Annotated in this window: 13 protein-coding genes; 6 read left to right on the top strand and 7 right to left on the bottom strand. The window is 73.2% G+C overall.

Features of this window, described 5'->3' with window-relative positions; translation table 11 throughout:
• The first annotated feature begins 132 nt into the window (after positions 1-132).
• Genes AC6CH9_RS00815 through AC6CH9_RS00805 form a run of 3 tightly spaced genes read left to right on the top strand, consistent with a single transcriptional unit; the run spans position 133 to position 4,181 of the window.
• Positions 133-1,557, top strand: a complete 1,425-nt coding sequence (locus AC6CH9_RS00815) for a Gfo/Idh/MocA family oxidoreductase (protein ID WP_498153200.1) — start codon at positions 133-135, stop codon at positions 1,555-1,557.
• On the top strand, positions 1,554-3,104 hold the full coding sequence (locus AC6CH9_RS00810; RefSeq protein ID WP_498153199.1) for a UxaA family hydrolase: 1,551 nt from the start codon (positions 1,554-1,556) through the stop codon (positions 3,102-3,104). The genes AC6CH9_RS00815 and AC6CH9_RS00810 overlap by 4 nt, the downstream gene beginning before the upstream one ends.
• Before the next feature lie 51 nt (positions 3,105-3,155).
• Positions 3,156-4,181, top strand: a complete 1,026-nt coding sequence (locus AC6CH9_RS00805) for a 3-oxoacyl-[acyl-carrier-protein] synthase III C-terminal domain-containing protein (RefSeq protein ID WP_498153198.1) — start codon at positions 3,156-3,158, stop codon at positions 4,179-4,181.
• Between the two features lie 503 nt (positions 4,182-4,684).
• Here AC6CH9_RS00805 and AC6CH9_RS00800 read toward each other — a convergent pair.
• From AC6CH9_RS00800 to AC6CH9_RS00790, 3 genes are all read right to left on the bottom strand, one after another.
• A complete protein-coding gene (locus AC6CH9_RS00800) occupies positions 4,685-7,291 on the bottom strand; it encodes a pectate lyase-like domain-containing protein (protein ID WP_498153197.1) in 2,607 nt (868 codons plus the stop codon).
• Positions 7,292-7,394: 103 nt separating this feature from the next.
• On the bottom strand, positions 7,395-8,804 hold the full coding sequence (locus tag AC6CH9_RS00795; protein WP_498153196.1) for a DUF1996 domain-containing protein: 1,410 nt from the start codon (positions 8,802-8,804) through the stop codon (positions 7,395-7,397).
• A 151-nt stretch (positions 8,805-8,955) separates the two neighbouring features.
• The gene (locus AC6CH9_RS00790) at positions 8,956-11,229 is read right to left on the bottom strand and encodes a discoidin domain-containing protein (protein ID WP_498153195.1); all 2,274 of its coding nucleotides are present in this window, start codon (positions 11,227-11,229) and stop codon (positions 8,956-8,958) included.
• A gap of 322 nt (positions 11,230-11,551) precedes the next feature.
• Between AC6CH9_RS00790 and AC6CH9_RS00785 the strand changes: the two genes are divergently transcribed.
• Positions 11,552-12,598 (top strand): LacI family DNA-binding transcriptional regulator, encoded by a 1,047-nt coding sequence (locus tag AC6CH9_RS00785; RefSeq protein WP_498153194.1) that lies wholly within the window; start codon positions 11,552-11,554, stop codon positions 12,596-12,598.
• 90 nt (positions 12,599-12,688) lie between these two features.
• Here AC6CH9_RS00785 and AC6CH9_RS00780 read toward each other — a convergent pair whose 3' ends face one another.
• Positions 12,689-13,627: an SDR family oxidoreductase gene (locus AC6CH9_RS00780; protein WP_498153193.1), complete on the bottom strand. Its 939-nt coding sequence runs from the start codon at positions 13,625-13,627 to the stop codon at positions 12,689-12,691.
• Positions 13,628-13,756: 129 nt separating this feature from the next.
• On the opposite strand from AC6CH9_RS00780, the gene AC6CH9_RS00775 reads away from it, so the two are divergent.
• Together AC6CH9_RS00775 and AC6CH9_RS00770 are read left to right on the top strand one after the other, a co-directional pair.
• Complete coding sequence (locus AC6CH9_RS00775) at positions 13,757-14,599, top strand: helix-turn-helix transcriptional regulator (RefSeq protein WP_498153192.1); 843 nt, start codon at positions 13,757-13,759, stop codon at positions 14,597-14,599.
• A 72-nt stretch (positions 14,600-14,671) separates the two neighbouring features.
• Positions 14,672-15,721 carry an aldo/keto reductase gene (locus AC6CH9_RS00770; RefSeq protein ID WP_498153191.1) on the top strand — a complete coding sequence of 350 codons (1,050 nt, stop codon included), beginning with the start codon at positions 14,672-14,674 and terminating at the stop codon, positions 15,719-15,721.
• Positions 15,722-15,754: 33 nt separating this feature from the next.
• On the opposite strand, the gene AC6CH9_RS00765 is transcribed toward AC6CH9_RS00770, so the two are convergent.
• From AC6CH9_RS00765 to AC6CH9_RS00755, 3 genes are all read right to left on the bottom strand, one after another.
• The gene (locus tag AC6CH9_RS00765; RefSeq protein ID WP_498153190.1) at positions 15,755-17,137 is read right to left on the bottom strand and encodes an RNA polymerase sigma factor; all 1,383 of its coding nucleotides are present in this window, start codon (positions 17,135-17,137) and stop codon (positions 15,755-15,757) included.
• Positions 17,138-17,165: 28 nt separating this feature from the next.
• Positions 17,166-17,603 (bottom strand): YciI family protein, encoded by a 438-nt coding sequence (locus tag AC6CH9_RS00760; RefSeq protein WP_498153189.1) that lies wholly within the window; start codon positions 17,601-17,603, stop codon positions 17,166-17,168.
• Positions 17,604-17,720: 117 nt separating this feature from the next.
• Positions 17,721-18,518 carry an ABC transporter ATP-binding protein gene (locus tag AC6CH9_RS00755; protein WP_498153188.1) on the bottom strand — a complete coding sequence of 266 codons (798 nt, stop codon included), beginning with the start codon at positions 18,516-18,518 and terminating at the stop codon, positions 17,721-17,723.
• Positions 18,519-18,720: the final 202 nt, after the last annotated feature.

Below are 18,720 nucleotides of genomic sequence, written 5' to 3'. Positions count from 1 at the left end.
CCACCCCTGACCGGCCGGGCCGGTCCGTCGCCCCACGGACCGGCCCGGCCAGGCTCGACCAGGACTTGCACCGGCACGACCCCAGAGCGTCGCACAGACCGCGCGACCAGGACCCGAGAGGACCGCAGACCCGTGCACCACCCCGGCACCACCCCGACCGAGACCGCGAGGACAGGCCGCCCCCGGCGCTACGCCGTCGCCGGCACCGGGCACCGCGCCCGCATGTTCGTCGACGCGCTGCTCGGCGAGCACCGTGAGGACGGGCACCTGGTCGCGTGGTGCGAGCCCAACCCGGTGCGCGCCTCCTGGTACGACCGCCGCCTGGAGGCCGCGGGCCTGGGGCCGCTGCCGCGCTACGAGCCGTCCGAACTCGGCCGCATGCTCGCCGAGCAGTCCGTGGACGCGCTGATCGTGACGACGCCCGACCACGCCCACGCGGACTACGTCGTCGCGGCGCTCGGCGCCGGCGTCGACGTCGTGTGCGAGAAGCCGCTCACGACCGACGCGGCCGGGATGGCGCGCATCCGCACGGCCGCCGAGCGCTCGTCGGCCACGCTCACCGTGACGTTCAACTACCGGTACTCGCCGCGCAACACCGCGCTGCGGCGCGTGATCGCCTCGGGCGAGATCGGCGACGTCGTCTCGGTGCACTTCGAGTGGCTGCTCGACACGGTCCACGGCGCCGACTACTTCCGGCGCTGGCACCGCGACAAGGCCGCCTCCGGCGGGCTCGCCGTGCACAAGGCGAGCCACCACTTCGACCTCGTCAACTGGTGGCTCGACGACGTCCCCGAGACCGTCGTCGCGCGCGGCGGCCTCCGCTTCTACGGCGACGGCGGCGCCGGGCGGCCCCCGGGGGACCGGCCCGGCCTCGGGCGCGACGCCGCGCCGGACGACCCGTTCGGCATCGACCTCGCGGGGGACGACACGCTGCGCGCGCTCTACCTCGACGCGGAGGCCGAGGACGGCTACGTGCGCGACCGCGACGTGTTCGCGCCCGGCGTGACCATCGAGGACACGATCGGCGCGCTCGTCGGCTACCGGCGCGGTGCGGCCCTCACCTACTCCCTCACCGCGCACAGCCCGTGGGAGGGGTACCGCGTCGCGGTCAACGGCACGCGCGGCCGGGCCGAGCTCGACGTCGTCGAGCGCGCCCACGTCGAGTCCGGGCACGCCGCACAGGCCCTCGGGCCGGAGGGCAAGCGCCGCCCGGTCGTGGACCCGAGCGCCGTGCACGACCCGGGTGCAGGCGACGTGCGGCCCTACGGCGCGCGGCTCGTCGTGCAGCGGCACTGGGAACCGGCGCGCGAGGTCGTCATCGAGGAGGGCGAGGGTTCCCACGGGGGCGGCGACCGCCTGCTCCTCGCCGACGTCTTCCGGGGCGTGGGCGACGACCCGCTCGCCCGCGCGGCGGGCTACGTCGACGGCCTGCGCAGCGTCGCCGTCGGCGTCGCCGTGAACCGCTCGCTCGAGACGGGGCAGGTCGTGCGGACCACTGACCTCGGCGTGTCGCTCGAGCGTGCCGCGGCGACCCGGCCCGAGGCGGTGCCGTCGTGACCTCGGCCGCGCGCGCGGCGGACACGCCCCTGCTCGTCCTGCGGCCCGAGGACGACGTCGCCGTCGCGACGCGCGACCTCGCGCCCGGGGACGTCGTGGGACTCTCCACCGGAGGCTCGGTCGACGTGCTCGACGACGTCCCGCGCGGGCACAAGGTCGCGCTGCGGGGCGTCGCCACGGGCGGTCCCGTGCGCAAGTACGGCCAGGTGATCGGCGTCGCGACGCGTGACGTCCGCGCGGGCGAGCACGTGCACACGCACAACCTCGGGTACGCGCCGGGGGAGCGCGAGCACGAGCTCGCCACGGTGCACACCCCGCTGGCGCCGCCGCCCGGACCGCGCCCGACGTTCCGGGGCTACCGCCGCGCGAACGGCACGGTCGGGACGCGCAGCTACGTCGCGATCCTCACGTCGGTCAACTGCTCCGCGAGCACGGCCCGCATGATCGCCGACCAGTTCCGGGGCCTCGCGCTCGACGCCTACGACGACGTCCACGGCGTCGTCGCGCTCACGCACCAGTCGGGGTGCGGGCTCGTGCCGACGAGCGAGGGCGCCCAGGTGCTCCTGCGCACGCTGCGCGGGTACGCCGCCCACCCCAACGTCACGGGCGTCCTCGTGCTCGGGCTCGGCTGCGAGATGATCGCCGTCGACACCGTGCTCGCCGGGGCCCGCCTCTCGCCGGACACGGTCGTGCGCACGCTGACCATCCAGGACACCGGCGGGGTGCGGGCCACGGTCCGCGCGGGCGTCGAGGCGGTGCGCGAGATGGTCCAGGAGATCGACGCGCGCTGGGAGCGCACCGACTGCGACGTCGCCGACCTCGTCCTGGGGCTCAACTGCGGCGGCTCCGACGGCTACTCCGGCATCACCGCGAACCCCGCGCTCGGGATCGCGTCCGACCGTCTCGTCGCGTACGGCGGCACGTCGGCGCTCGCGGAGACGCCCGAGGTGTTCGGTGCCGAGCACCTGCTCACGCGGCGGGCGGTCTCGCCCGAGGTCGGGCAGCGCCTGCTCGACCGGCTCGAGTGGTGGCAGGGCTACGCCGCCGCGGGCGGTGGCACGCTCGACAACAACCCGTCGCCCGGCAACAAGGCCGGAGGCTTGACGACGATCCTCGAGAAGTCGCTCGGCGCCGTCGCCAAGGGCGGGCAGGCCGACCTCGCCGCGGTGCACGAGTACGCGGAGCCGCTCGACACGCGGGGCTTCGTCTTCATGGACACCCCCGGCTACGACCCCGTCTCCGTCACCGGGCTCGTCGCCGGCGGGGCGACCGTCGTGTGCTTCACGACGGGCCGTGGGTCCGTGTTCGGCTGCAAGCCCACCCCGAGCATCAAGCTCGGGACCAACAGCGAGCTCTACGCGCGCATGGGCGACGACGTGGACATCGACTGCGGGCGGATCGTCGACGGCGTCGCGACGCTCGAGGAGGTGGGCGACGAGATCTTCGCGCGCATCCTCGCCGTCGCCTCGGGGGAGCAGACGGCGAGCGAGGAGCTCGACCTCGGCGGCGAGGAGCTCGTCCCGTGGCAGCTCGGCACGGTCACCTGAGGCCCGAGGACCCGGTCCTGGGACCGTCGGCTGCGTGACATGATCGACCTCATGCTCACTCCCGCCACCGGCGCGGCCGGGTCGCGCATCGTCGGCCTCGGTCACTTCCAGCCCGAGAAGACGTTGACGAACGACGACATCGCGCAGCTCGTCGAGACCAACGACGAGTGGATCCGCTCGCGCACCGGGATCGTCACGCGGCACGTCGCCGACGACGACACGACGGTCGCCGACATGGCCACCGCGGCAGCGCGCCACGCGCTCGACGACGCGGGCGTCGACCCCGCCGAGGTCGACCTCGTCATCGTCGCCACCGCCACCGCGACCGACCGCTCGCCCAACACCGCGGGCCGCGTCGCCTACCACCTGCGCACCGGCGTCATGCCCGGGCAGTCGACGCCCGAGGAGGCGTCCGAGCTCGACCTGCGCGGCGTCGTCGGGCCCGCCGTGCTCGACGTCAACGTCGCCTGCTCCGGGTTCGCCCACTCCGTCGGCCTCGCCGACCAGGCGATCCGCGCCGGCTCCGCCCGCACCGCCGTCGTGGTCGGCGCGGAGAAGCTCACCGCGTTCACCGACTGGACCGACCGCAGCACGTGCATCCTCACCGCCGACGGCGCGGGCGCGGCGGTGCTGCGCGCGACGGACGAGCCCGGCGTCGGGCCCGTGACCTGGGGCTCCGAGCCCGACCTCACGCCCGCCGTGCTCATCGAGTCGCCCGCGGACAAGTTCGCCCAGGACGGCCGCGCCGTCTTCAAGTGGGCCATCACGCGCGCCGCCGACCGCGCGCGCTCCGTCGTGGAGCGCTCCGGCGTCTCGCTCGACGACATCGAGGTCCTCGTCGCGCACCAGGCGAACCTGCGCATCATCGAGCCGCTCGCGAAGTCGCTCGGGCTGGAGTCCAAGATCGTCGTCACCGACATCGTCGAGTCCGGCAACACGTCGGCCGCCTCCATCCCGCTCGGGCTCTCCAAGTGGTGGCACGCCGGCAAGATCCCCGCCGGCGTCCCGGCCCTGCTCTTCGGCTTCGGGGGCGGGTTCGCCTGGGCGGGCCAGGTCGTGGAGACCCCTGCGCGCTGATCCAGGTCTCGCGCCCGGCCGGTTCCGTGCTTCGGGTGCTTCGGGTCGCGTCCGGTCGGGTTCCGCGAGGGGCGGGGCGGGTCTACCATCCGCCGCTCGTCCCTCGCGGCTCCCGCCAGGCCCACCACGACCCGCCCCGCCCCTCGCTCCACCCGACCTCCCCGTCCGTCTCACCGGGGTGACCGCGGACGCACGCGCCGCGACGGTCGTCGTGGCACCGGCCTCAGGGCGACTCGCCCGGGGTGGTCGGCACATACCTCTCGCGCAGGGCGAGGCCGGCGCGCGGCCCGCCGCCGGACGGGGTCCCGATGACGAGATGCGAGTCGTGGCCCCCAGCTCCTTCCGAGGAGGGGCAACAACTCGCATCTCGTCAGCAGGAGGCCCTCAGTCGTGTGGTCGATCGGTGCCTCGCCGCCGACCCGGCCCGCGTCCTGAACTGTCGCCCGAGGTGAGGGCCAGGCCGAGGTCCGACGCCGGGCGGCCAGCATGCTGTCTGGCTTCCCTTACGGGTAGCTGACGACCTTCGCCGGGACGGTCTCGACGCCGCTGGCGCGGGGGCCGACGCCGTTGATGACGTGCTCGTACGTGCCCACCCCGCCGAGCGAGACGGTCAGCAGCGAGTGCATCCTGACGCCCGGGGTGATCGGCACCTCGAACCCGTTGTCGGAGACGATCGACGCGTCCGAGGTGAACACGCAGTAGGAGCCCAGGCCCCACGCCTCGTGGTTGCGCACGTGGTCCGCGACCTTGTACGCGGCCCACCCGCGGACGCCGTCGTGGTTCCACGCCGCCTGGTTCGGCGGGTCGTAGGGCAGCTCGTTCTGGTAGAAGATCGTGCGCCCCCGCTCGCCGTTCCACAGGGTGTTGTACTTCTGGTAGTGCTCGACGAAGAGGCCGTAGCCGTCGACGTCGTCGCCGTTGACGACGAGCCCGTGGTCGGCGGTGTTGACGTCCCAGCCGATGCCGTCGCCGTGGTCGCCGCGCCAGGACCAGATGTGGTCGACGATCGTGTCGTCCGCGTTGACGACGATCGCGCTGTCGACGCGGCCCGCGTGCGCGCCGCCGACGCGCACGAACACGTCGTGGATCGAGATCGGGTCGTCCGCGTGGTCCGCGCTCGATCCCTCGGTGCCCACGGTGAGCATGCTCGGGGACTCGGACGCCCCGGCGTCGAACAGGACGCTCGCCACCCGGACGCCGTCGACGTCGCCGACCTGGAGCGCGGTCTGCCCCGCGGTGGGCACGATGGTCGCGTACCCGAGGCCGAGCACGACCGTGTCGGCGCGGTTCACCTCGATCGTCTCGTCGAGGTTGTAGACGCCCGGGGTGAGCAGGAGGTTCAGACCCTGGTCGAGCGCGGCGTTGATGTGCTCGGCGGTGTCGCCGGGGTGCGCGACGTAGAAGTCGTCGAGCGGGATCGACGTGCCGGGCGTGGAGCCGTTCTTCCACGTCGCGCCGCGCGTGCCCTCGCGCAGCGACGGGACGAAGACCGCGTAGTCGTCGCCGTCGAGGTAGAGGTACGGCTTCTCGCGGATCGTGCCCGTGGTGTCGAGCGTGGTGACCGCAGGCTCGGGGAACGTCGTCGGCGGGGCGTTCTCGGTGCCGGAGAACACCATGTTCCACAGCGTGCCGTCCCAGCCGCCCGTGAGCGTCGAGTCGCGCGTGTACCACTGCTGCTGGGTGTAGCCCCGCACCTGGCCGTCGACGATCGAGTCGGCGGTGAAGCCGCCCGACGCCCACCCGTAGCGCGACGAGTGCAGCATGAGGTTGCCCTTGACGTGGATGCGACGCATGGGCGCCGCCTGCGAGACCGCCCAGCGCATGTCGCCGCCCGTCGGGGTGACGGCGAGGTTCTCGATCGAGCGCCAGAAGTTCTGCGTCGCGTTGCCCTCGAACCACTCCGCGTCGGCCCAGACGCCGCCCGTGATGTTCACGTCGTCGGGGTTCTTGCCGAGGCCGTTGACCGCGGTGTTGAAGCCGACGTCGACGTGCACCGGGTACGTGCCGGGCTCGAAGAGGAACTGGTCGCGGCGCAGGCCGAACTGGCTCTCCTCCTGCGCGGCGTACGCCGCGTCGACGGCGGCCTGGATCTGGTCGACCGGGGTGCCGGGACCGAACACGTGCACGTTCGGCCCCAGGTCCCCGCCGCCCTCGATCGGCTCGCCCGTGCCGGGGTTCGTCCCGTCGCCCGTGGTCAGCACGCGCAGCTCCCAGATCGAGTAGCCCCAGCCGGTCCCGCGCTCGGTCCCGACGAGCCGGACGTAGCGACCCGAGCCGGTGACGTCGAGGACCTGCTTGCCGCCGGTCCCGTCGGTGACCGTGCGCAGCGTGCGCCACAGGGTGCCGTCGTCGGAGGTCTCGACCCGGAAGCCCTTGCCGTAGGCGCCCTCCCAGTCGATCTCGATCCCGCAGACCGGCTCGATCGCACCCAGGTCGACCTGGAACCACTGCGCGTCGGAGAACGCGCTGCCCCAGCGGGTGTCGGCCTTGCCGTCCACCGCGAGGCCCGCGGCGTACGCGCCCTCGGCGGACGACGCCGTCGCAGCCTTCCCGAGCGCGGCGTTCGTCGTGCAGTCGTCGCCGGGGTCGACGGGGCCGCCGGCGGTCCCGGGCGTGCCGAACACCTGGAGCTCCCACAGCGAGTAGCCGTAGCCGGTGCCGCGCTCGGTGCCGAGCAGGCGCACGTAGCGTCCGGTCCCGGACACGGGCAGGGTCTGCTGCCCGCCGGCACCGTCGGCGACGGTGCGCAGCGTGCGCCAGGTCGTGCCGTCGTCGGACGCCTCGATGCGGAAGCCCTTGCCGTAGGCGCCCTCCCAGCTCAGGGCGACGGAGGAGAGCGTCGAGACCTGGCCGAGGTCCACCTGGAGCCACTGGCCCTCGGAGAACTCGCTGCTCCAGCGGGTGCTCAGGTCGCCGTCGACGGCTCGTGCGGCGACGTAGTCGCCCTCGACGCTCGACGCGGTCGCGGTCTTGCCCTGGGAGAGGTTGACGGGTTCCGCCGCGGCCGCGACGGGCGCGGCGGCCGACACGAGCGGCGCCGCGACGCACGCCACGGTCAGCCCGGCGGCGAGGGAGGCCAGGCGGAGCCTGGCCGGGGGTCGGAGATGCATGGTCCTGCCTTCTTCGGGTCGGTGGGCCGTGCCACGGGCACGACCGTGCCCCGGACGCGGCGCCGTCGTGTCGACGACGCCGCGCCCGTCGGGCGGTGGGGTGTCAGCCGACGAGCTGGTAGTCCTCGTCGAGGACGGTGCCGCGGTGCGGCTTGTAGAGGTCGTACCCGCGCGGGTTGCACTGGAGCCCGCCGTTGATGCAGTGCTCCACGAGGCGCTCGAGCACCTCGGGCTCCCAGCCGTTGATGAAGTCGTAGTGCCACGACTGGTCGGAGCCGCTCACGAGCCGCACGTCGGACATGTCACCGCTCACGGGCCACGCGATCTTGAACTCGATCATCGGCACCGCGATCGGGTGCGTCATGGGGCACTGCCCGTCCACCGGGTACGCCATGTGCGCGCCGTGGCCCATGTGGGCCGAGGCGTCGGGGGACAGGTGCATGCCGTCCCAGCAGCTCGGCGCCTGGTAGCGGATGTTCAGCTCGGTGCCCTCGGGGCAGTGGGCGGGGATGTCCCAGCTCTTGGAGATGTCGCCGCACTCCCAGCCCTCGACGGCGCCCGGCGCGGTCCGGAACTCGTCGTACGTCGCCATCATGTCGCCCGCGACGAACCGTAGGCCCGGTGGGAAGGGCTTGACCTTCGTGTAGTCGTCGATCCCCGACTTGTAGTAGATCGTCATGGGGATGTCGGGCTCGATCGGGACGCCGTTCTTCTCGATCGCCGGGAACCAGTACGACGAGTGGTCCTGCGGGACCGTGCAGGTCGAGTCGGTGTTCTCGAACAGGTCCTCCGGGACCGTGAACGCGTCCGTCACGCGGTTGCCGACGAACGTGTGCAGGTGCGACCGTCCGGGCTGACCGGGGAAGACGATCGGGTCGTCGGGCAGGAAGTGCGAGAACGAGCAGTTGGCCTGGAACTCGTGGTGCGTGACCTCGTCGTCCCACTCCGGCGGGTTCTCGGGGTCCGGCGCGTCGCCGTCGCCGAACACCTGGAGCTCGTACAGCGAGTAGCCGTACTGCGTGCCGCGCTCCGTCCCGACGACCTGGACGTAGCGTCCCGTCACGTCGACGTCGAACGACTGCACGCCGCCCGTCCCGTCGGCGACGGTCGCGACGGTCGTCCAGGACCGGCCGTCCTGCGACACCTGGACCGTGAAGTCCTTGCCGTACGCCGCCTCCCAGTCGAGGACGACGCGGTCGAGGTCGTGCGCCTCGCCGAGGTCGACGCGGAGCCACTGGTCGTCGCTCGGCTGGCTCGCCCAGCGGGTGGACCGGTCGCCGTCGACCGCGAACCGGGGGCCCAGGCCGCCGGACTCGGAGCTCGACGCCGCCGTGAGCGCACCCTGGGAGAGCAGGGTGTCCGGGGCGGCGGCGGCGCTCGTCGTGACGACGACCGAGGTCGACGCGACGAGGACGCCGGTCATCGTCGCGGCGATCCGGCGGCGTCCCGTCCCGGCGCGGCGTCTGCCGTGCCGGGGAGGCGATAGCGTGGTGGTGCGTGTCGTGCCGTGCATGCTTCCTCCTTCGAGGTCGTCGCGCGCTGCGGAGCCTCTCGGGCAGGAGCGCGCGACGCTGCGCGGATGATGGGCACGCCCGGCGTCTGTCACCGGGCGCCGTGCCGGGTGGGGGCGGTTGCCGCCGCCCCCACCCGGACGTCTGTGGGTGTCAGCGCTGGTAGACGCCGAGCTCGAACAGCGAGTAGCCCCACGCGGTGCCGCGCGCGTCGAGCTGGAGCCGCACGTAGCGGCCGTTGCCCGCGACGTCGAGGCTGTCGACCCCGCCGTCGCCGTCGGTCACCGTGCGGACCGTCGTCCAGGACTGCCCGTCGTTCGAGGTCTGGATCCGGTAAGCCTTGCCGAACGCCGCCTCCCAGACGAGCTGGACGTGCTGGAACGCCTGGACGGAGCCGAGGTCGACCGTCAGCCACTCGTCGTCGTTCCAGTTGCTCGCCCAGCGCGTGCCCTGGTCGCCGTCGGTCGCCTGCCCGGGGGACCAGTTGCCGTTCCAGGGGTCGAAGCTCGACGCCGTCGTGGTCTTGCCCTGCGCGATGTTGGTCCCCGCGACGGGCGGTGCCACGACGCGGAACGACCGCGTCTCGACCCCGACGTTCCCCTTGCCGTCCTCCGCCCAGACGTAGAGCTTCCACACGCCGAGCCGAGAGGGCGCGGTGACCGAGAACTTCCCCTGGCCCGTGCTCGTGAGCTCGGTCCAGGCGAGGCCGCCCGCGCCGTCGACGTACTTGCTGTTGAAGAACGCGACGTAGTTGATCGGGTCGCCGTCGGGGTCGGTCGCGGCGAGGTCGAAGTCCAGCGTCGCGCCGGCCGTCACGGACGTCGAACCCGGGATCGCCATGCCGGTGATGCGCGGCGCCGTGTTCACGCCCGCGAGGTCGACGCCCCACGTCTTGGCGATCGCGTGGTAGCCGAGGCGCTTGTTGTTGCCAGGGGTGACGTTGAACCACACGCCGCCGAAGTCGCCCTCGACGCCGTAGTGGAAGAACGTCGCGCCGAGGGCCTTGCCCTCGTGCTCCATGAGGCACTTCCACGACAGCGGCAGCGCGCGGCTCTTCTCGATGTCGGTGGGCTCGTCCGGCACGCCGTTCACGTCGTCCGGCACCTCCCACTCGCCGGCCGCGCCGCCCTCGGTGAGCACGTACGGCTTGCCGTAGTCCCCGGCCTCCCACGCGCTCGCGATGCTGCACACGTCGCCGTACGCGTTGATGGAGAGCAGGTCCAGGTCGGGCGCGTGGTCGCGGATGTACGGCCAGGCGCCGGTCCACGCGTCCGTGTTCGACGTCGGGTGGTTGGGGTCGATCGCGTGGATCGCGACGCTCACCTCGTTGACGAAGGACGCGTAGGCGTTGCGGATCTCCTCGAGGTCGGTGCCGGAGTAGCAGTTCTGGAGGCCGAGGATCGCCTCGTTGCCGATGTTCCACATGAGCACGGCCGGGTGGTTCTTGTACTCCTGCACCCAGCGCAGGATGTCGGCCTTGGTGTCGTTCTTGTACGTCGTGTCGGTGCGGTAGTCGATGCAGCCGCCCGACCCCGGGCCGCCGCCGGGCATGAGCCAGAAGCCCGCGATGACGCGGACGTCGTGCTCGGCCGCGGCGTCGAAGATCGCGCGCGAGTCGGCGCCCGTGCCCCAGGTGCGGGTCGTGTTGCCGTTGATGTCGGCGAGGCCCTGCATGCGCGGGCCGGTCTCCTCGGCGCTCGTGCCGCCCCACGTGAACCCGCGCACCGTGTACGGCTGCCCGTCCACCTGGAGGTCCCAGTCGCCGTTCCCGCCGACGACCTCGACGACGCTCGGGCCCGAGTCCTTGACCGGGACCGTCGGGTGGCCCGGGTGCACGTAGTCGGGGAAGGGGTCGGTCGGGTCACCGGGGTCGGTCGGGTCGACCGGCCCCGAGCCGCCCGCCTCGCCGAACACGCGGAACTCGTAGAGCGAGTGGCCGTAGCCGCCCGGGCGGGCGGTCGACAGGACGCGCACGTACCGACCCTCGCCGTCGACGTCGAGCACGTCGGTGCCGCCGTCGCCCTGGGTCGTGGAGTAGAGCGTGCGCCAGGCGGAGGCGTCGTCGGAGACCTGGACCTGGTACGCGGAGGAGTACGCGCCCTCCCAGACCAGCTCGACCCGGTCGACGCTCGCGTCCTGCTGCAGGTCGACCCGGAGCCACTGGGGGTCGCTCCAGGCGCTGGACCAGCGCGTGCCGAGGTCGCCGTCGACGGCGTTGCTCGCGGCGTACCCGGCCCAGTCGTCCTGGACGGACGACGCGGTGGCGGGCTTGCCCTGGGACAGGAGCACCGGCTCGGCGCTCGCGGCCGTCGCGGGCACGACCAGCGCCGCTCCCGCGAGCGCGCCGGAGGCCAACGTCGCGAGCGCGACGCGGGCCGCTCGGCGTCTGCGGGGTCGCCCGGGGGCGGTGGGGGATGTGGTGCGCATCGTGTTCGTCTACCTCTCCGTCCGCCCCGGGTCTGCGTCGACCCAGGGCACAGTTCGTCGTCGAGCCGTGCCCTCAGCCGCGGCGCCGCGACTGAGGTGTGAAGCAGGGAGAGCGCTCTTACCCGAGGCCCGAGTTTTCACCCGCTCACGGGGGCTGTCAAGCGCAGCCGGCGCATGACCCCGGGGAAATACACCCATAAAACATCTGGAAACGGACACTAACTCTGACAAACTGGTTAGTAACAAATGGATGGTGGCGCCGAGTCCGCCCTGGGCCCGAGTCAGCGGGGAAAGCGCTCTTACCCCTGCTATCGTCGGTGGCGTGAGCGAGGACGTGAGGCACCGGGCGCCGACGCTCGACGACGTCGCCCGGGTGGCGGGCGTGTCGCGCGCGACGGTCTCGCGCGTCGTCAACGGCAAGCGCAAGGTCGCTCCTGCCGTCCAGGAGGTCGTCCTGGAGGCCGTCGCGACGACCGGCTACGTCCCCAACCGGGCCGCCCGCTCGCTCGTCACGCGGCGCACCGGGACGGTCGCCGTCGTCGTCTCCGGTGCCGAGCCCGCCCCCGACGACGGGCTGCACCTCCCGCGCCTGCTCGCCGACCCGTTCTTCGGCCGCGTCGTGGGGTCGTTCGTGCGGTCCCTGCGTCCGCACGACGTCCACCCGGTGCTCATGCTCGCCGACGGCGACGAGGCGAGGCAGCAGGTCGTGTCGTACCTCCGGTTCGGCAACGCCGACGGCGCGCTCCTGGTCTCCACCCACGCCGACGACCCGCTCCCCGAGCAGCTCCTGGCCACGGGCAGACCCACGGTGCTCTTCGCCCGGCCCCCGCGGCCCCTCCCGGTGAGCTACGTCGACGTCGCGAACGCCGACGGCGCACGGCTCGCCGCGCACCACCTGCTGGACCGCGGCTGCCGCTCGGTGGGTGTCGTCTCGGGCCCCCTCGACGTGCTGGCCGCCCGGGACCGCCTCGACGGGTTCCGCGACGCGATGGCCCGGCGGGGTCACGCGTACGTGCCGAGCGTCGAGGGCAACTTCACGGTCGAGAGCGGCGAGGCCGCGATGCTCGAGCTGCTGCGCACCGCGCCGGGGCTCGACGGCGTCTTCGTCTCGAACGACGTCATGGCGCAGGGCGCGGTCCACGCGCTGCGCGAGCAGGGACGCCGGGTGCCCGACGACGTCGCCGTCGTGGGGTTCGACGACAGCCCCGCCGGCACGCTCACGCGCCCGGCGCTGACCACGGTGCGGCAGCCCGTGGAGGAGATGGCGGCCGAGATGGCGCGCCTCCTGCTGGAGCAGGTCGAGACCGGCGAGCCGCGGGTCACGTCGCGGATCTTCGACCCCGTGCTCGTCGTGCGGGACTCGGCCTAGACCGGCGCCTGTCACGATGCCAGGGCGTTCGTGCTCGCCGAACCACCCTCGCGTCCCGACGCGCGACGCTCGGCCGACGCCGTGCGCCGGTCAGTCGAACGTGACGCCTGTCAGCTCCTCCGAGACGGACCAGAGGCGCGCGGCTTCCGAGGCATCGCGAAGCGGGGCCCAGAGCTTCTGCTCTCCGGGCGGTCCGCCGGCGTTGCCCGGCCACTGCGGTCCGTAGAAGGCACCGCTCTTCGCGTCGGGGGACGTCGCGGCCATGAGAGCGGGCAGGGCTGCCGTCTGCGTCGTCCCGACGAGCAGTCCGTGCGAGGACAGCCACTCGATCACGCGTCGGCCTCGGGTCGCGGAGTCACGGGCGAGCTCGGGCCGTGCCGCGAGCAGGCTCGTCGGGGCGACACCGGGATGGGAGACGTTGCTCGCGATGCCCCAGTCCTGCGCCGTGCTGCGCCGGTCGAGCTCGAGCGCGAACAGCCCGACGGAGATCTTCGACTGCCGGTACGCGCCCATCCCGTCGTAGCCCTGCTGCCACTGGAGGTCGTCCCAGCGGATCCTGCCGCTGCGTGCGGCAACGCTCGCCTGCGACGTCACCCGGGCCTGCCCGGTCCGCAGGAGCGGGAGGAGGTGGCCGGTGAGGGCGAAGTGGCCGAGGTGGTTGGTCCCGAACTGCAGCTCGAAATCGTCGGTGGTGACCTGACGTGTGGGCGGTGTCATGACGCCGGCGTTGTTGACGAGCAGGTGGATCGGCTGCCCCTCGTCGAGCAGCGTCTGCGAGAACGAGGACACGGAGGCGAGCGAGGACAGGTCCATCTCATGCAGCGTCAGGCGGGCTGCGGAGTGTCCGGCTCGGATCCGCGCCGCCGCTGCCTCGCCCTTGTGCGGGTTGCGGACCGGCATGACGACGTCGGCCCCGGCGGCGGCGAGCCGGGTCGCGATCTGGAGGCCGACGCCGTCGCTCGCGCCGGTGACGACGGCGCGCCGACCCGTGAGGTCGGGGACGGTGAACTCGTGGCTCGTGCGGGGCATGACGACTCCTCGGTGCTGGACGCGGTCGGGCGCGGCGGACGGCCCGTGCCAGGTTCACCCAGGCGCAGCACGCTATCCACGGCCTGATGATCCGTGGCTCGGCAGCCCCAGGCACGTGACGATGGACCCATGATCGACAGAGCGGGACTCGCCGACTTCCTGCGCACTCGCCGCGCCGTGCTGCAGCCCGAGGACGTGGGTCTGCCGCGGGGATCGCGGCGCCGCACCGAAGGCCTGCGGCGAGAGGAGGTCGCGAGCCTGTGCCACATGTCCACGGACTACTACTCCCGGCTCGAGCGAGAGCGTGGCCCGCAGCCCTCGGAGCAGATGGTCGCCTCGATCGCGCAGGGCCTGCACCTGTCGCGCGCGGAGCGCGACCACCTGTTCCGGCTCGCCGGGCATCGTCCGCCCGAGCCCGGGGCGGCCGGCGACCACGTGGACCCCGGGCTGCTGCGGATCATCGAGCGCCTGGAGGACACACCGGCAGAGATCGTCACCGAGCTCGGCGAGACGCTGTGGCAGACGCCTCCCGGCGTCGCGCTCGTCGGTGACCTTCGCCGGTACACGGGCCCGTCGCGAAGCATCGGGTACCGCTGGTTCACCGACGCGTCGGTGCGCGACCTCTACTTCCCAGAAGACCACGCCTTCTACTCCCGGATGTACGCGTCGGGGTTGCGCGGGGTGCTCGCCCTGAGGGGGCCGCAGTCGCGCGCTGCCCACCTGGCCCAGCTTCTCCTCGACCGCAGCGAGGAGTTCCGCACGGTGTGGGAGCGGCACGAGGTGGGCGTGCGACCACGCCAGGTCAAGCGGTACCTCCACCCGCTCGTCGGACCGCTCGAGCTCAGCTGCCAGACCCTGCTCGATCCGGAGCAGTCGCACTCCCTGCTCGTCTACACCGCAGCACCTGGGAGCCAGTCCGCGGAACGCTTGCAGCTCCTCACAGTCCTCGGGCCAGCCGAGCCGAGGACGTAGTGCGAGGCGACGGCCCGCCTGCCGGACGGGTCTGGGCACAGCTCCCAGGGCGCGGGGAGGCAGAATGGATCCATGCCTCTCGCCCCGCGCTACGTCGCCGCCGACGACCGTTACGACACCATGACCTACCGCCGGACGGGGCGCAGCGGCCTCGACCTGCCCGCGATCTCGCTCGGTCTGTGGCACAACTTCGGCGACGTCAACCCGTTCGAGACGCAGCGCGCCGTGCTGCGCCGCGCCTTCGACCTCGGGATCACCCACTTCGACCTCGCCAACAACTACGGCCCGCCGTACGGCTCCGCGGAGGAGAACTTCGGCCGCCACCTCGCGCAGGACCTCGGCGCGTACCGCGACGAGCTCGTCATCTCGTCCAAGGCCGGGTACGACATGTGGCCCGGGCCGTACGGCGACGGCGGCTCGCGCAAGTACCTCCTGTCGTCGCTCGACCAGTCGCTGACGCGCACGGGCCTCGACTACGTGGACGTCTTCTACCACCACCGCCCCGACCCGAGCACGCCGCTCGAGGAGTCCATGCGGGCGCTGCACGACGCCGTCCAGCAGGGCAAGGCGCTCTACGTCGGTGTCTCGAACTACTCGCCGTCCCGCACGCGCGAGGCCGCCGCGATCCTCGCCGACCTCGGCACCCCGCTGCTCATCCACCAGCCCAGCTACTCGATGCTCAACCGCCACGTCGAGGACCCCGCGCACGAGGACCGGTACGACGGCGTCCAGAGCGAGTCGCTGCTCGACGTCGTGGGCGACCTCGGTGTCGGCACCATCGTGTTCTCGCCGCTCCAGCAGGGTCTGCTCACCGACCGCTACCTCTCCGGCTCCGCGCCCGAGGGGTCGCGCGCCGCACGCCCCGACTCCCCGTTCCTGTCCGAGCAGAACCTCGACGAGTCCTACCTCGAGAAGGCCCGCGCGCTGAACGAGATCGCCGCCGGCCGCGACCAGACGCTCGCCCAGCTCGCTCTGGCCTGGGTGCTCCGCGACGACCGCGTCACGTCCGCCCTCATCGGCGCGAGCAGCGTGCGCCAGCTCGAGAACAACGTCGCGGCGCTCTCGGCACCCCCGCTCACCCCCGACGAGTCGGACGCGATCGAGTCCGTCCTCGCGAGGTAGAACCGCCGGTCGCGAGGTAGAGCTCGCGGGGCTCTACCTCGGGCCCGGAGGTTCTACCTCGCGACCACGGGCGGGGCGCGGGTCGGCGGCCGACGACGCCGCGGCGGCGCGTTCCAGGAGGAGCTGACGCTCGTGCCGGGTCGGGGCCAGGCCCGCGGCGCGTTCGAGGACGTCGGCGGCCTCGGCGTGGCGACCCAGCCGGGTGAGGAGGTCGCCGCGCACCGCGCCGTAGAGGTGGTGGCGGCCCAGGCGCGGGTCGTCCGCGACGGCGTCGAGCACGACGAGCGCGGCCTCGGGGCCGTCCGCGTAGCCCACGGCCACGGCGCGGTTGAGCTCGACCACGGGGGAGGGGGCGACCGACGCCAGGGCGTCGTAGAGCGCGACGATCGCCTCCCAGTCCGTGTCCGCCCAGGTCGTGGCCCGTGCGTGGCACGCGGCGATCGCGGCCTGGAGAGAGTAGGGACCGAGCGCCTTCCCGGCGCGCGTGCCGAGCGCGAGCGCGCGGTCGAGCGCGGCGAGGCCGTGCCGCACGAGGAGCCGGTCCCAGCGGGAGCGGTCCTGGTCCTCGAGGAGCACGGGCTCGCCGTCGGGGCCGGTCCGCGCGGCGAAGCGTGACGCCTGGAGCTCCATGAGCGCGACGAGCCCGTGCACCTCCGGCTCGCCCGGCAGCAGCCCGGCGAGCACGCGGCCGAGGCGCATGGCGTCCTCGGCGAGCTCGCGCCGCACCCACGTGCCGCCCGACGTCGCGGCGTACCCCTCGGTGAAGACGAGGTACACGACCTCGAGCACGGCGGGCAGACGGGCGGCGAGCTCGTCGGCCTGCGGGACGTCGAACGGGACGTTGGCCTCCGCGAGCGTCCGCTTCGCGCGCGAGATGCGCTGCCCGACGGTCGCGGACGGCACGAGGAACGCCCGGGCGACCTCGTCGGTCGTCAGGCCCCCGACGAGCCGCAGCGTGAGCGCGACGCGGGACTCGCGCGGCAGTACGGGGTGGCACGCGACGAGCACGAGGGCGAGCAGGTCGTCGCCCACGGGGTCGTCGACGATCGTGTCGGGGGCCGGGACCGACCCGACGAGGACCGCGCCGCCGTCGCCGGGGTGCGCGACCGCCGTCGTCCCTCCCGTGGACGACGCACCGAGCGCGGCGAGGTCCGCCGCGAGCCGCGCGTACTTCTCGTCGCGCGTGCGCTCGCGGCGGACCAGGTCGACGGCGCGGCGGCGCGCGACGGTCGTCAGCCACGCGCCGGGGTTGTCCGGGACACCCTGCTCGGGCCACTGCTCGAGCGCGGCGACGAACGCCTCCTGGGCCACCTCCTCGGCGAGGCCGACGTCCCGCAGGGTCCGCGCGAGGCCCGCGACGAGCCGCGGCGACTCGATGCGCCACACGGCCTCGACGGTGCGGGAGACGTCGGTCATCACCGTGCCCGTGCTCGCCCGGTGACCCTCAGGAGCCCTGCTGGGCGCGGATCTGCTCGGCGAGGCGTTCGTCCTTCGCGCGCTGCTCCGGCGTGTACTCGGCGCCGAAGTCCTCGATCTCGAAGATCGGCCGGATCTCGAGGACCTCCTCGAGCCCCATGCTGGGGTCGCTCGGGCACTTGCGCGCCCACTCGACGGCCTCCTCGAGCGAGGAGACCTGCCAGATCCAGTACCCGGCGACGATCTCCTTGGACTCGGTGAACGGACCGTCGACGACCGACGTCTCGCCCCCGCTGAACACGACGCGCGCCGCCTTGGTCGTGGGCTGGAGGCCCTGGCCGTCGAGCATGATGCCCGCCTTGACGAGCTCCTCGTTGTACGCGCCCATCTGGGCGAGCATCTCCTGCGTGGGGGCGATCTTGTCCTCGTCGGCCCCGGTGCCCTTGATCATGACCATGACGCGCATGACGTTCCTCCTCGATGAGTGCCTCCTCGACCCTAGTGTCGAGAAAGCGCGTTCACCCTGACGTCGGACGGCGTCCCCCGGTCTTCGACACGCGTCGCCGACGAGTTCTCCGGAGCGTCACCGGAAGCGCTGGACGGCGAGCGGCGCGGCCTCCGCGAGCCCCCGCACGGCCGGGTGGTCGGCGCCCGGGGCGGTGCCGGCGAAGACGTCTCGCAGCGCCCCGGAGGCGACGAACGTCCCGTCGGCGAGCACGTGCACGGAGGGGCACATCCGCTCGACGAGCTCCAGGTCGTGCGAGACGAGCAGCACCGCGGTGCCGAGCTCTGCCGTCGCGTCGGCGAGGCGCCGCACGACGTCGCCGCGCATCGCGGGGTCGACGGCGGTGAGCGGCTCGTCGAGCAGCAGGGCGCGCGGGCGCGTGGCGAGCGCGACGGCGAGGGCGACGCGCTGCTTCTCCCCGCCCGAGAGCGAGTGGATGGTGCGCGGCGCGTACCGGGGCTCGAGCGCGACGTCGCCCAGCAGGTCCTCGACGGACCGCCCGCTGGGGCGCCCGGCGCGCCGGGCGTCCTTGAGCGCCGCGGAGAGCGTGCGGTCCACGGTCCAGCGCGGGTCGATGCCGATGCCGGCGAGGCCGTCCTGCGAGACGCGCCGGACGTCGGCGGTGAACTGCTTCTTGTCCCGGCGCGACAGCTTGGTGACCGTGCGCCCCGCGTACGTCACGTGACCCGTCGTGGGGCGCACGAGCCCGACGAGCGCGCGCACGACCGTGGACTTCCCGGCGCCCGACTCGCCGACGATCCCGACCGGCGGGGCGCCGGGCACGACGTCGAGGTCGATGCCGTGCACGACGTCGGGCCCTCCGTAGCCGGCCGCGAGGCCGGTGGCGCGCAGGATCGGGGTCGTCGTCGTGCTCATGGGTCACCTTCTGGTCGTCGGGGCCGGGCGGGCGGTCCGGGGCCCCGCTCGTCCGACGAACGACGCTACCGCGGAGTTCCGTGGCGTCGCTCACGGGCGGCATACGGCGACGTCCGCCGGGGCCGCCTGCCGGTCCGAGCCACGAGGCGCGGTAGCCTGGGGCACTCGACCAGGATCCTCGAGCCCAGGTGGTCCGTCGACC

This window comes from Cellulosimicrobium sp. GQ32 (assembly GCF_059758455.1).
Note: the sequence above shows the minus strand (reverse complement) of the source record. Positions and strands in the feature narration are given on the sequence as shown.